The sequence below is a fragment of the Stenotrophomonas hibiscicola ATCC 19867 genome (assembly GCF_000382065.1).
GTDB classification, from domain to species: domain Bacteria; phylum Pseudomonadota; class Gammaproteobacteria; order Xanthomonadales; family Xanthomonadaceae; genus Stenotrophomonas; species Stenotrophomonas hibiscicola.
On record NZ_KB907501.1, the window covers coordinates 171,632 to 185,884 of the forward strand.

Annotated in this window: 9 protein-coding genes; 5 read left to right on the forward strand and 4 right to left on the reverse strand. The window is 68.1% G+C overall.

What is annotated here, in order from left to right:
• Positions 1 to 41: 41 nt before the first annotated feature.
• Together G370_RS0113020 and G370_RS0113025 are read right to left on the reverse strand one after the other, a co-directional pair.
• A complete protein-coding gene (locus G370_RS0113020) occupies positions 42 to 467 on the reverse strand; it encodes a DNA polymerase III subunit chi (RefSeq protein ID WP_019660991.1) in 426 nt (141 codons plus the stop codon).
• Positions 468 to 549: 82 nt separating this feature from the next.
• Positions 550 to 2,028: a leucyl aminopeptidase gene (locus tag G370_RS0113025; RefSeq protein ID WP_019660992.1), complete on the reverse strand. Its 1,479-nt coding sequence runs from the start codon at positions 2,026 to 2,028 to the stop codon at positions 550 to 552.
• 104 nt (positions 2,029 to 2,132) lie between these two features.
• Between G370_RS0113025 and lptF the strand changes: the two genes are divergently transcribed.
• Together lptF and lptG are read left to right on the forward strand one after the other, a co-directional pair.
• Positions 2,133 to 3,215, forward strand: a complete 1,083-nt coding sequence (gene lptF / locus G370_RS0113030) for an LPS export ABC transporter permease LptF (RefSeq protein WP_019660993.1) — start codon at positions 2,133 to 2,135, stop codon at positions 3,213 to 3,215.
• Positions 3,212 to 4,318, forward strand: a complete 1,107-nt coding sequence (lptG, locus tag G370_RS0113035; protein WP_019660994.1) for an LPS export ABC transporter permease LptG — start codon at positions 3,212 to 3,214, stop codon at positions 4,316 to 4,318. Before lptF ends, lptG begins: the two co-directional genes overlap by 4 nt.
• A 179-nt stretch (positions 4,319 to 4,497) precedes the next feature.
• Here lptG and G370_RS0113040 read toward each other — a convergent pair whose 3' ends face one another.
• Positions 4,498 to 4,989, reverse strand: coding sequence for an RDD family protein (locus G370_RS0113040; RefSeq protein ID WP_019660995.1), 492 nt, complete (start codon positions 4,987 to 4,989; stop codon positions 4,498 to 4,500).
• Positions 4,990 to 5,045: 56 nt separating this feature from the next.
• Here G370_RS0113040 and xerD point away from each other — a divergent pair, with 56 nt between their 5' ends.
• Positions 5,046 to 6,023: a site-specific tyrosine recombinase XerD gene (xerD, locus tag G370_RS0113045; RefSeq protein ID WP_019660996.1), complete on the forward strand. Its 978-nt coding sequence runs from the start codon at positions 5,046 to 5,048 to the stop codon at positions 6,021 to 6,023.
• Between the two features lie 99 nt (positions 6,024 to 6,122).
• Complete coding sequence (locus G370_RS0113050; RefSeq protein WP_019660997.1) at positions 6,123 to 6,911, forward strand: DsbC family protein; 789 nt, start codon at positions 6,123 to 6,125, stop codon at positions 6,909 to 6,911.
• Between the two features lie 119 nt (positions 6,912 to 7,030).
• Here the strand turns inward: G370_RS0113050 and G370_RS0113055 are convergent, their stop codons facing one another.
• Positions 7,031 to 9,130, reverse strand: coding sequence for a glycosyl hydrolase family 18 protein (locus tag G370_RS0113055; protein ID WP_019660998.1), 2,100 nt, complete (start codon positions 9,128 to 9,130; stop codon positions 7,031 to 7,033).
• A gap of 804 nt (positions 9,131 to 9,934) precedes the next feature.
• Here G370_RS0113055 and purL point away from each other — a divergent pair.
• Positions 9,935 to 13,819 (forward strand): phosphoribosylformylglycinamidine synthase, encoded by a 3,885-nt coding sequence (gene purL / locus G370_RS0113060; protein ID WP_154081343.1) that lies wholly within the window; start codon positions 9,935 to 9,937, stop codon positions 13,817 to 13,819.
• Positions 13,820 to 14,253: the final 434 nt, after the last annotated feature.

A 14,253-nucleotide genomic window follows, 5' to 3' on the forward strand; every position in this document is an offset into this window, starting at 1 on the left:
ATCAGGGCGCGGCGGCGGCCCATCAAGGGACCGGGGCGCGCTTACATGTCGTGCTTGTTCAGGTCGTAACCGGCGGCCTTGTACTGGCGCCAGCGTTCGCGCAGCGGTTCGCGCGCTTCCGGGTCGGCCGGAACCACTTCCAGCACGCGCTCGCACTGGCCCAGCCAGGGCTCGTCGCGCAGGTTGATCACCAGCGGACGCACCGGTGCCTCGGTGCCGGGCACGGCGATCAGCACCAGGGCTTCTTCCTCGTCCATGTCTTCGCCGGCAATCTGGTGCGGGATGTAGGCATCGTTGTCGAACGCCCACAGCAGTTCGTCCAGCTCCTCGGCCTGGGCCTGGTCGCGGGCCAGTACCAGGGTGAACAGCCCGGCATCGTTGGCCTTGCGCGCCAGCTCGCAGACCAGGCGCAGGGGCTCGGTCAGGAAACGGGGCTTGGCGATCAGGTAGAAGTCGGCGCGGGGCATGGCAGGGTCCGGGTCAGGCAGGGTTCCGGCGGTGCCGGGCGAGGCCCGGGCCGGCGTCTGCCGGCCAGGGTCGGGTACGGCATCAGGCGCGGGCGGCCTGGTCCAGCAGCCACTGGCTCAGCAGGCCCACCGGGCGGCCGGTGGCCATGCCGCGCTTGCCTTCATCGCTGGCCACGCCGGCGATGTCCAGGTGGGCCCAGCGCTGGCCTTCGGCGAAGCGCGACAGGAAGCAGCCGGCGGTGATCGCACCGGCCCAGCGGCCGCCGATGTTGTAGACGTCGGCGAAGGTCGAATCCAGCATCGGCTGGTATTCGTCCCACAGCGGCAGGCGCCAGGCGCGGTCGAATACCTGCTCGCCGGCGGCCAGCAACTCGTTGGCCAGGTCGTCGTGCTTGCTCATCAGGCCGGCGGTCTGGTGGCCCAGGGCGACCATGCAGGCACCGGTCAGGGTGGCGACATCGACCAGCGCCGCCGGTTCGAAGCGCTGCGCGTAGGTCAGCGCATCGCACAGGATCAGGCGGCCTTCGGCGTCGGTGTTGCCCACTTCAATGGTTTTGCCCGACATCGAGGTGATCACGTCGGACGGGCGGTAGGCATTGCCGTCAATGGCGTTTTCCACCGCCGGCACCACCACCACCAGGTTCAGCGGCAGCTTGGCCTTGACCGCTGCGACGAAGGTGCCGATGACGTTTGCGCCACCGCACATGTCGTACTTCATCTCTTCAATGCCGCCCTGGGTCTTCAGGTTGACGCCACCGGTATCGAAGGTGATGCCCTTGCCGACCAGCACGTACGGCTTGGCGTCACCGCCATTGTTCCACTTCAGCACGACCAGGCGCGGGCGGTTGGCCGAACCGCGGGCCACCGCCAGCAGCGAGCCCATGCCCAGCGCTTCCATCTGGTGCTCGTCGAGGATCTCGGCTTCGGCGCCTTCGTGCTCGGCGGCGAACTTCACGCCCACCTCGGCCAGATAGGCCGGGGTGCAGTAGTTCGGCGGCAGGTTGCCCAGTTCGCGGGCGAACTCGACACCGGCGGCGATGGCCTGGCCCTGGGCCAGGGCCTGCGCGTCGTCACCGGCGATGGCCAGCTGGGCCAGGCCGGCGTCGTCGGCCTTCTTCTTGCCCAGGGTGGCGGTGTAGCGGTAGGCGGCGTGATCGGCGGCGATCACCGCCTGGCGGATCGCCCAGGCCGCGTCGCGGTCCTTCACCGCCACTTCGGACAGGGTGAACAGTGCGCTGCGGGCAGCGCCGGCCTTCAAAGCACGCACGGCGTCGCCCACGGCCTTCAGGTACTGCGGCACGCCGAAGCGGGCGGCGTCGCCGAGGCCGACCACCAGCACGCGCGGCGCGCTCACGCCCGGCAGGTCGTGCAGCAGGGTGGTGGCGCCGGTCTTGCCGGACAGGTCGCCACGCTGAGCCAGGGCGGCCAGGCGGCCACCGCTGGCGGCATCCAGCGCCTGCGCGGCCGGGGTCAGGGTATGGTCGGCATACGCGCCGACCACCAGGCAATCAACGGTGGCGGCGGCCGGAGCAACGTGGTTCAGGGTGAATTCGAGGGCCATTGAGCAGATTCCATTGGCGAGTCCGTACAATCGCAGGCCGTTTACGCCCAGACAGTAGACTGGGCGGCACCGCGAACGAACCCCAGAGTTTAAACCACCGCCCCATGCTGAAGCTCGACCGATACCTGCTGGGCGATTTCGTCCAGAGTTTCCTGGCTACCCTGATCGTCCTGCTGGTGGTCAGCGTGGGCGGCGTGCTGGTGGACATCCTCGGCAACATCGCCGACGGGCGCCTGCCGGCCAAGCTGCTGTTCTCGCAGCTGGGCCTGCAGTTCATCGCCTACCTGCCGCTGATCCTGCCGCTGGCGCTGATGCTGGGCCTGCTGCTGGCCATCGCCCGCCTGTACCGCGACTCGGAGATGGCGGTCATCACCGCGATCGGGGTAGGCCCAAAGCGGCTGCTGCGGCCGCTGCTGATGCTGGTGGTGCCGGTGGTGCTGCTGGTCGGCGCCTGCTCGCTGTGGCTGGGCCCGTGGGCCGGCCGGGTGGCAGAGCAGATGGTCATCGAGGCCAACCGCAGCGTGCTGATGGCCGGCCTGGAGCCGGGCCGTTTCACGCCGCTGCCCAACGGCGGCGTGGTCTACCTGTCCTCGATCTCGCCCGACGGCACCCAGCTGGGCAAGGTGTTCCTGCAGCGGCAGAAGGATGATCGCCTGGAAGTGGTGTCGGCCAACAGTGGCCGCATGTACTTCGAGGGCACCCGCCAGCGCTTCCTGGAACTGGATGATGGCCACCAGGTGGAAGGGCCCGTGGCCGGTGGGCTCGACTACCGGCTGGCGACCTTCGCCCGCAATGACGTGGCCCTGCCCGACGGCGCACAGACCCGCACCGAGGACGACCCGGAACTGATGCCGACCCTGAAGCTGATCGGCGATGCGCGCCCGCAGGCGCAGGCGCAGCTGCACCGTCGCATCGCACCGCCGCTGATCGCGCTGGCGTTCGCCCTGCTGACCGTGCCGCTGGGCCGCAGTTCGCCGCGACAGCAGCGCTATGGCCGCATGATGCTGGCCCTGATGGCCTACATGGTGGGTACCAACCTGATGTTCATCGGCAGTGGCTGGATTGCCAACGGCAAGATTCCGGCCGCGCTGGGCCTGTGGTGGTTGACGGTGCCGCTGCTGGCGCTGGCGATCTGGATGTATGCACGTGATGGCCGCCTGGGCCACCCGAAGGGAGCCCGCGCATGAGGCTGCGCCCGATGCGTTTCGACCTGTACCTGGGCCGGTCGGTGTTCACCACGGTGCTGCTGACCTGGGCGGTGCTGGTCGGCCTGGACGTGGTGATGGCCTTCTCCGGCGAGTTCAAGGACATCGGCAAGAACGGCTATACGCTTGGCCATGCCGCCGCCTGGGTGCTGTACACGGTGCCGCGCCGCGCCTACACCATGTTCCCCACGGCCGCGGTGATCGGCGCACTGATGGGCCTGGGCCAGCTGGCAGCGACCTCTGAACTGACCGCGCTGCGTGCACTGGGCCTGTCGCGCAAGCGCCTGAGCGTTTCGGTGGCGATCGCGCTGTCGCTGCTGACCGCGGTGATGGTGCTCAGCGCCGAGACGCTGGGCCCCTGGGGCCAGGACCGCGCCGATGCGCTGAAGTCCAGCGCCAAGTGGGGCCGGGATATCGCGACCAGCCGCTACTCCGGCCTGTGGGCACGCGAAGGCGATACCTTCCTCAACGCGCAGAGCGGCGAGGAGCAGCTGGTCGGTGACAAGGGCACCCGCCTGATCCTGCGCGACGTGCGTCTCTACCGCATTGCCGGGAACGGAGGGATCGCCTCGTTGACCCATGCCGCCACCGCCGAGCACGACAAGGACGGCTGGGTGCTGACCGGGGTGCGTCGCGACACCTTCGGCGAGCGTTCGGCGACCCGCCAGGAAGTTGCGCGCGAGCCGTGGAACTCGAATCTCGATGCGGCGGCACTGGCTACCGGCATCGCCAAGCCGCGCAACCTGAGCGTTGCCGAGCTGAGCACCAGCATTGCCTACCGCCAGCGCAACGGGCTGGATGCGCGCGATTTCGAGGATGTCTACTGGAGCCGCTGGTTCTACCCGGTGAACGTGCTGGCACTGTGCCTGGCGGCGGTGCCGTTCGCGTTTGGTTCGCTGCGCAGCGGCGGCATGGGCAAGCGCCTGTTCCTGGGCATCCTGTTCGCGCTTGGCTTCTGGCTGCTGCAGCTGTTCTTCGGGCGCATGGCCGGCGCGTTGAAGTTCGACTACCGCATTGCCTATGCGTTGCCGCCGATCGTGATGCTGGCGGTGTCCGGACTGTTGTTCCGGCGCAAGTCGGGCTGATTCTGGTAGCGCGGGGCCATGCCCGGCGCTACCGGGGCAATCCACCGCTTCGGCATCCGTGCCAGGACCACCAGCATCCCGGCCCAGCGTGCTGGATTCTGTAGAGCCGAGCCCATGCTCGGCTGCTTTTTGCGCACCGCCTGCCAGCCGAGCATGGGCTCGGCTCTACAGGTCGTGCATCACCGTTTCAGCATGCGCACCAGACGGGTGCCGCTGGCGCGGTCGTGCCAGGTCAGGCGTTGACGGTCGACCCACGCCCACCAGAATCCCAGCCCGCCCAGCAGCAGTGACAGCGTACCTACCGCAAAGCGCAGCCACAGCTGGTTGCGCCGCAGTGGCGTGCCATCGCTCGATTGCACTTTCAGCCGCCATGGACGCATGCCCAGCGTCTGTCCGCCGCGGCGCCAGCTGGCCGTGGCGTACCACCCCGTGATCGCCCAGCACACCCCCCACAGCAGCCACTGCCAGGCACTGAATGGCGCGATGTTCTCGCGTTGCGCGTGGCCGCTGAGGGTGTAGGCGAGGGTGAACAGCGTGCCGGCGAGCATCCACAGTGCCAGCACCGGCAGTGCGTCGTAGACCATTGCCAGCATGCGCCACAGCAACAATGCGCGCGGATGGGGCATTTCGGTAGCAGCGGCAGAGGCCGTGTCGGTGGCAGGCTGGGACATGCGTCGAGCATACGCAAAGCTGGCCGTGCCCGCAGTGGCCCCCGTATCCTGCACGCATGGCCCATGTTTCCACCCCCGCCGAACGCCGCCAGCTGGTCCAGCAACTGCCCGAACTGCGCGCCGACGACAGCGCACGCATCCAGCGCTTCCTTGATGCGATCTGGGCCGAGAACGGCCTGGCCCGCGCCACCCTCGACAGCTACCGGCGCGATCTGGAAGGGCTGGCGCGCTGGATGGATGGGCGCGACGGTGGCCTGGCCGGCATCGAGCGCCCCGGACTGTTCGAGTATCTGGCCTGGCGCACCCGGCATGGCTGGTCGCCGCGCAGCAATGCGCGCCTGCTGTCGGCGTTGCGGGCGTTCTTCGCCGATGGCGTGCGCCGCGCCGAACGCAGCGAGGATCCCAGCGCGCTGCTCGACCCGCCGAAGTTGCCACGGCTGCTGCCCAAGGCGCTGGCCGAAAGCCAGATCGACGCGCTGCTGGCAGCGCCCGATACCGACAGCGCATTGGGCCTGCGCGATCGCGCCATGCTGGAACTGATGTACGCCGCCGGCCTGCGCGTGAGCGAGCTGGTGCTGCTGCCCGCGACTGCGGTCAACCTGCGCCAAGGCGTGCTGCGGGTCACCGGCAAGGGCAGCAAGGAACGGCTGGTGCCGTTGGGCGAGGAATCCCAGCACTGGCTGGAGCGCTACCTGCAGCACTCGCGGCCGCAGCTGGTCGGGAAGGGCAAGGTGCAGGCGCTGGCCGATGGGCAGACGCCTTTGTTCATCGAGCCGTCGCTGCATGCGCTGACCCGGCAGGCGTTCTGGCAGCTGGTCAAGCGCCATGCGCAGGTGGCCGGCATCGACCCGGCGCGGATCAGCCCGCACGGCCTGCGCCACAGCTTCGCCACCCATCTGCTCAACCGTGGTGCCGACCTGCGCGCGTTGCAGATGCTGCTCGGCCACAGCTCGCTGTCCACCACCCAGATCTACACCCTGGTAGCGCGCGAGCACCTGCAGAAGCTGCACGCCCGCCACCATCCGCGCGGCTGAGCAGGCCCCTGAATCCCGGCCACAAACCATGGGCGGTGCCGCTGTCCGGTACCGCCGGCTGTGTCAGAATCCAGGGTCTTCTTCTGTCCGGATCGTTCCATGCTCCGATTTGCCATCGCCGCCGTGTTCGGTGCGCTCAGCCTGACCGCCTGCGCCCAGCCGGCCCCGCCGGCCGCCAAGGCGCCTGCTGCTGCCGCTGCGGCCAAGGCCGCCCCCGCCGCCAACGCGTCGGCCGACCAGGCGGTACGTGCCGCGTTGACCGCGCTCAATCCCGGTTTCCAGGTGGATTACATCGGTGCCGCACCGTTCCCGGGCTTCCGTGAAGTGGTGGTCTCCGGCCAGCTCCTGTACGTGTCCGATGATGGCCGTTACCTGTTCCAGTCGCAGCCTTACGACACCCGTGCCAAGGGCCCGGCCAACAGCGAAGGCCTGCTCGGCTACCGCCGCGATCTGCTGGCCAAGGCCAACCATGGCGACCGCATCGTGTTTGCCACACCGAACGCCAAGTACACCATCAGCGTGTTCACCGACATCGAATGCGGCTACTGCCGCAAGCTGCACCAGGACATCGCCGAGCTCAACCGCAACGGCATCTCCGTCGAGTACCTGGCATTCCCGCGCATGGGCCTCGGCAGCAAGGACTACACCGACATGATCTCGGTCTGGTGTGCGGCTGATCGCCGCCAGGCACTGACCAACGCCAAGCGCGGTGGCAGCGTGCCGGCAAAGAACTGCACCAACCCGGTGGCGATGCAGTACGCACTGGGCCAGCAGCTGGGCGTGAACGGCACGCCGGCGATCTTCGCGCCGGACGGCACCCAGCTGGGGGGCTACCTGCCGCCGGCACAGCTGCGTGCGGCGCTGGAAAAGCTGTCGGCCAAGCGCTGACGCGACCGACCTTGTTTCTGTAGAGCCGAGCCCATGCTCGGCTGATGTTTCCGCAGCCGAGCATGGGCTTGGCTCTACAGGTAGGAAGCCGGGGGCGCGCAGCACCCCCGGCTTTTTTCTTACTTCAGGCCATCACTGACCGCCTTGGTCAGCGTGCCCTGCGCATCGTCACCACTGAACTCCCAGACGAACGCGCCGCCCAGGCCCTGGGTCTTCACGTAGCCCATCTTGCGGGTGATGTTGGCCGGGGTGTCGAAGCTCCACAGCGTGCTGCCGTTGTAGATCCAGGTGGCACCTGCGGTGTTGTCGGTGTAGCCCGGCCACGCCAGGTTCTTCAGCACCTTCCAGTCTTCGATGCCGGCTTCATACGTGCCCGGGGCAGCGCCGGTCGCGGTCTGGTACAGGCCGTTGTTGGCGTTGGCCACACCGGTCCAGCCACGCCCGTAGTAGCCGATGCCCAGGTTGAGCTTGGCCGCGGGCACGCCGCGGCTGATGAAGGCCTCGATGGCGTCGTTGCTGTTGTACAGCTTCTGGTCGCCGGTGGACGGATCATTGGGCGAATCGAACAGCGCCGACTGGTGATTGGTCTTCGCATCCCACGCGCCGTGGAAGTCGTAGGTCATCACGTTGATGTAGTCCAGGTACGGGTGGTACGCGGCCGGATCGGTGACGCGGATCTTGTCGATGCCGGCGCCCACCGCCACCGTCAGCAACAGGCCCGGACGCACCGCATCGAGCTGGCGGCGGAACTCGGCCATCAGCGCGGTGAAGTTGGCGTTGTCTTCCGGCTTGCCGCATTCGATGCCGCAGGCCACCGGGTATTCCCAGTCGATGTCGATGCCGTCGAACACACCCAGCGCGGCACCGGCACCACCGGCACCGTCGGTCACTGGCAGATTGCCCTTGATGTACGCGTCGATGCACGAGGCGACGAAGGCCTGGCGGTTCTCCGGGCGCGCTGCGCTGGAGAAGCCGCGCGACCAGGTCCAGCCACCCAGCGAGATCAGTACCTTCAGGTTCGGGTACTTGGCCTTGAGCTGCTTGAGCTGGTTCCAGTTGCCGCGCAGCGGCTGGTCCCAGGTGTCGGCGCTGCCGCTGACACTCTCGGCGGCACTGAAGGCCTTGGTGTAGTCGGCGAAAGCATCGCCACCGGCACCGCTGTTCGGATCCGAGGGTTGGGTGACGCCCACTTCGCAACGGTTGTTGCGCACGTTGCCGAACGCGTAGTTGATGTGGGTCAGGCGCGCGGCCGAACCACTGCTGTCGATGTTCTTGACCCGGTAGTTGCGGCCGTAGATGCCCCACTGGGTGAAGTAACCGATGACCCGCTTGCCGGTGGTTCCGCCGTCGCCGGCCAGCGTGGTGGCGCTGATCTCGGTGCCCTGCGCTGAGGCATTGCCGGCATTGTCGCGTGCGCGTACGCGGTAGCGGTAGGTGGTGGATGCAGTCAACCCGCCATCGACGTAGCTGGCACTGGACGGTGAACCGACCAGGCTGCCGTTGCGGTACACGTCATAGCCGGCCACGCCGCTGCCACCGGTGTTGTCGGTGGACGGGCTCCAGCTGAGCGCGATGCTGTTGGCGGTACGGGTGCCGACCGCCAGCCCGCCCGGCACGCTCGGCGCGGTGGTGTCGCCGCTGGCGGCGTTGACGGTGATGGTGATGGTCGCCGTGCTGGTGGTGGCGTTGTTGTTGTCGGTGGCCACCGCGCGCAGGGTGTGGCTGCCGGCGCTGGCGTTGGCCCAGCTGGCCGCATACGGCGCGCTGGTGGCCACGCCGAGCGTGCTGCCATCGCGGAAGAACTCGACCTTGGCGACGCTGCCGTCTGGATCACTGGCGGTGGCGGTCACGTTCACCGTGCTGCCGGCACTGAAGGTGGCACCGTTGGCCGGCGAGGTCAGGCTGACCACCGGCGGCTGGTTGGCGCCGCCGCCATCGCAGGCGCCGAGGTTGGTGTAGTAGGGCGCGCCGGCCGGATGGTCCGGCGGCGCGTTCCAGATGTCCTGGTTCGCCCGATAGAGGACGCCTCCTTTCTGCAGGGTATCGCCGGCCCGGTAGATCCTGGCCTGGTCCCATTCGGCCACCCCGGCACAGCTGGCGGCCTGCGCCAGGCCGGGCAGGACGGCGGCACCGGCGGCCAAGGCAAGCAGCCAGGCCAGGCGGCGGGGACGACAGCTTCGGGTCGAACGTTCGGCACTGCGCACAATCGGGTCGTACATGGGTAAGTCTCCGATCAAAGGGCGCGCGGGCCCCGATGGCGCCGCGCGTGACGCAGGTCCGGGCATCGCCGGGGAAGGCGACGGAGGGGCCGGACGGAGGGCACCTGGGAGGCCGGGGAGAGAGTCCGGCACCAGGTGGGGACAACGTTGTCATCAATTGCGTGGTCAATCCGTGAGCAAGCGCATGGTTCGGGGAATCGGGCGGAGAGCGCGCTGCGCGCGGTCGGCGGCCATCGGCGGAGCCCCTCGTGGCTGGGGCTTTCCGCGAACAGCGGATTTCTGGGGGTTGGCCGGGCGGGTGGGCTGCGCAGGGGACGCTGCAAGTACGTCCATGTAAGCTCGGTCGCCGCATCCATGCGGCTCACGCCCCTGCGCAGCCCACCCGCCCGGCCACGGACAGGTTCCTGCGCGGCCAGCCACGAAAGACAGAAGAAAAAACAAAGGCAAAAGCCGGTCGCTGCGCTCTTCAATGCCTGATTTCTGACATTTCCTGGGTGCCGGCCAGCGGCCGGCACTACCGGGGAGCATTCACGCATGGCCGCAGATCGCGGAAATCTGTCGGGGCGGGGTGGTGGGCGCCAGCAGGACCGTTGGCGCCATGGATGGCGCCATCGAGCCCCCATGGATGGGTTTACGGCGTGTCCTGCTGGCCCCCACCGCCCCGCCAGCCCACAGGAAGCCAGCTCTTGCTGTTGCTGTTGCCGTTGCCCTGGCCTCGGCGGGTGCCGGGCGCCGCCCGGCCAGAGCCCTTCCCCCGCTTCCGGTACAATGTCGGGCCCGTTTCCCAACTACGGTTCCCCGGACATGATGGTCCTCGAGGGCGCGCCCGCCCTGTCGCCGTTCCGCCGCGAACGTCTTGAATCCCGCCTGCAGTCCATCGCTCCCTCCCTGCGCATCAGCGGTGCCTGGCACGTCTACTTCGTGCAGCCCGAAGGCAGCGCCGCCCCCGACCTGACCACGCTGTGCCGCATCCTCGAAGCGGCGCCGCAGGCCGAAGCCGTGGCCGAAGGCGCAGTCAGCCGCATCGTGGTGCCGCGCCTGGGCACGCTGTCGCCGTGGTCGAGCAAGGCCACCGAACTGGTCCGAGGTGCCGGCCAGCCGGTCAGCCGGGTCGAGCGTGGCCTGCGCATCGACGTGCAGGGTTGGCCGGCCGATGCCGCCGCCCAGCAGGCGCTGGTCAAGGCGCTGCACGACCCGATGACGCAGTCCGTGCTGGAGACCGTGGAACAGGGCCAGGCGCTGTTCTCGGCACCGGCCCGGGGTGAACTGGAGCGCGTGCCGGTGGACCAGCTGGAGGCCGCCAACCAGCGCCTCGGCCTGGCCATGGCCCAGGACGAGATCGACTACCTGCGCGAGCGTTTCACTGCGCTGGGCCGGTCGCCGTCGGACGTGGAACTGATGATGTTCGCGCAGGCCAATTCCGAGCACTGCCGCCACAAGATCTTCAATGCCAGCTGGACCATCGACGGCCAGGAGCAGGACCGCTCGCTGTTCCGGATGATCAAGAACACGCACCAGCAGACCCCGCAGCACACGCTCAGCGCGTACAGCGACAACGCCGCGGTGATTGAAGGCCATCCGGCGTCGCGTTACCGCCCGGATCCGGCCAGCGGCGAGTACCGCCGCGAGCCGCAGGTGCCCAGCGCGTTCCAGATCAAGGTGGAAACGCACAACCACCCGACCGCGATCGCGCCATTCCCGGGCGCCTCGACCGGTGCCGGTGGCGAGATCCGCGACGAAGGCGCGACCGGCCGCGGCGGCAAGCCCAAGGCCGGCCTGACCGGCTTCTCGGTTTCGCACCTGCGCATTCCGGAACTGCCGCAGCCGTGGGAGGCGCCGCGCGCGCTGAACCCGCGCATGGCACCGGCGCTGGAAATCATGACCGACGGCCCGCTCGGTGGCGCGGCGTTCAACAACGAGTTCGGCCGCCCGAACCTGCTCGGCTACTTCCGCAGTTTCGAACTGCCCGAAGGCGCCGATCTGGTGCGCGCCTACGACAAGCCGATCATGCTGGCCGGTGGCCTCGGCGCGATCGACCGCGTGCAGGTCGACAAGATCCCGCTGCAGGCCGGTGATGCGGTCATCGTGCTGGGTGGCCCGGCGATGCTGATCGGCCTGGGCGGCGGTGCCGCCAGTTCGGTGGCCTCCGGTGAAAGCGCCGAGGACCTGGACTTCGCCAGCGTGCAGCGCGACAACCCGGAAATGGAACGCCGCTGCCAGGAGGTCATCGACCGCTGCGTGGCGATGGGCGCCGACAACCCGATCAAGTTCTTCCACGATGTCGGCGCCGGTGGCCTGTCCAATGCCATCCCCGAGCTGCTGCACGACTCCAGGGTCGGCGGCGTGATCGATCTGGGCAAGGTGCCCACCGATGATCCGTCGCTGTCGCCGATGCAGCTGTGGTGCAACGAATCGCAGGAACGCTACGTGCTGGGCGTGGCCCAGGAGCGCCTGGCCGAGTTCGCCGCGCTGTGTGCTCGTGAGCGCTGCCCGTTCGCTGCAGTTGGCGTGGCGACCGCCGAGGAACATCTGGTGGTGGCCTATGGCGCCGTGCCGGGCCACACCCCGGCCGACGCACCGATCGACCTGCCGATGGACGTGCTGTTCGGCAAGCCGCCGAAGATGCACCGCGACACTGCGCACCCGCCGACACCGCGCTGGCCGGCGCTGAAGACCGGTGGCCTGGATCTGCAGGAAGCAGGCCTGCGCGTGCTCGCGCACCCGACGGTCGCCTCGAAGAACTTCCTGGTCACCATCGGTGATCGCAGCGTCGGTGGCCTGACCGCACGCGAACAGATGGTCGGTCCGTGGCAGCTGCCGGTGGCCGACGTGGCGATCACCCTGGCCGACTTCGACGGCGTCGCCGGCGAAGCGATGTCGATCGGCGAGCGCACCCCACTGGCCCTGCTCGATGCGGCTGCTTCGGCACGCATGGCGGTGGGCGAAGCGCTGACCAACCTGTGCGCGGCGCCGGTCGATGCGCTGGATGAGATCAAGCTGTCGGCGAACTGGATGGCCGCGGCCGGCCACCCGGGCGAAGACGCACTGCTGTACGACGCTGTGAAGGCAGTGGGCATGGAACTGTGCCCGCAGCTGGACATCAGCATCCCGGTGGGCAAGGACTCGTTGTCGATGCAGGCGCAGTGGCACGACCAGGGTGAGGCGCACAAGAGCGTGTCGCCGGTGTCGCTGGTGATCTCGGCGTTCGCGCCGGTGGCCGACGTGCGCCAGCAGTTGACCCCGCTGCTCGACCGGGAGGTGGACAGCGAGCTGTGGCTGATCGGCCTGGGGGCCGGCAAGCAACGCCTGGGTGGTTCGATCCTGGCCCAGGTGCATGCCGACCACAGCGAACTGCCGGCCTTTGCCGGTGCCGCCCCGGACCTGGACGATCCGCAGCGCCTGCGGGGTTTCTTCGAACTGATCCGCGATGCGCGCCAGTCCGGCCTGCTGCTGGCCTATCACGACCGCAGCGACGGCGGTGCCTTCGCCGCGTTGTGCGAAATGGCCTTCACCTCGCGCCTGGGCCTGGACATCACCCTCGATGCCTGGGGTGACGATCCGTTCCGCAGCTTGTTCAACGAAGAACTGGGTGCGGTGGTGCAGATCGCACGCGAAGACCGCGCCGCGTTTGCCGACCTTGTCGAACGCCATGCATTGACCGAATGCGCGCAGCGCATCGCCAAGCCGACCACCGCACCGGTGGTGCGCGTGTCGCTGGGTGGCGAAAACCTGGCCGAATGGCGCTGGGAAGCGTTGTTCGACGCGTGGTGGTCGGTTACCCACGCGATGCAGAAGCGCCGCGACAATCCGGCCAATGCCGACGCAGAGCGCGAGGTGGCACGTGCCTTCAACGCACCGGGCCTGAAGCCGAAGCTCAGCTTCGATCTCAACGAAGACGTGGCCGCACCGTTCATCAGCAGCGGTGCGCGCCCGCGCGTGGCCGTGCTGCGCGAGCAGGGCGTCAATGGCCAGATCGAAATGGCCAACGCCTTCGAACGCGCCGGCTTCCGCGCCTTCGACGTGCACATGAGCGACCTGATCGAAGGCCGCGTGGCGCTGCAGGACTTCACCGGCCTGGTGGCCTGTGGTGGCTTCAGCTATGGCGACGTGCTCGGTGCCGGCCGTGGCTGGGCTACCTCGATCCTGGAGCGCAGCGCACTGCGTGATGCCTTCGCCGCGTTCTTCGCACGCGAAGACAGCTTCGCGCTGGGCGTGTGCAATGGCTGCCAGATGATGAGCCAGCTGAAGAACATCATTCCGGGTGCCGAGCACTGGCCGCAGTTCCGCCGCAATGCCAGCGAGCAGTTCGAAGCCCGTACCGCACTGCTGGAAGTGGTGGAGTCGCCGTCGATCCTGCTGCGTGGCATGGCCGGCTCGCGCCTGCCGGTGGCGGTGGCGCATGGTGAAGGCCAGGCAGTGTTCGACACGGCCGTCGACCAGGCCGCGGCCCGCGTCTCGCTGCGTTACATTGATGGCCATGGCAACGTTGCCAGCCAGTATCCGCTGAATCCGAATGGTTCGCCGGATGGCATCACCGGCCTCACCAGCAGCGACGGCCGGGTCACCATCATGATGCCGCACCCCGAGCGCACCCCGCGCGCGCTCAACATGAGCTGGGCGCCGGCCGAATGGCAGGGTGATTCGCCGTGGATGCGCATGTTCCGCAACGCACGGGTGTGGTGCGGCTGATCGCAGCATTGCGCGCACGGCGCAATGCCATCGCGTATGGAAAACCCGCCGCGTTGCCGGCGGGTTTTTCTTTGCGCGCGCGAAACCCTTGTCGCGCCCGCTAGTTACATCGATTTTCATGCGCCAGCAGTTCGTCACGTGTGCATAACGAAGTTCTTTTATAAACACGCGAAATGGTGAACTGCTTCACGGCAACAGGATTTGCCGTGTCAAAGTCTTGACGATCTGCAAAGTTGCCGTTAACACTTGAAGCCCGTTTCAGAATCATTCATTTCGCAGTAACCGCTTGGCGCATGCGCTCGGGTTTCTGTCGCTGCGCGCCGTTCGGCATTACCCGCAGTAAATCACGCGAATAGACGCCCCCAGGGGACGCTGGGCCAGAAGGCTCGGCGATGGCGTCGCTTTGCCCAAAACCAGTCCAATCAGGAGCCGTA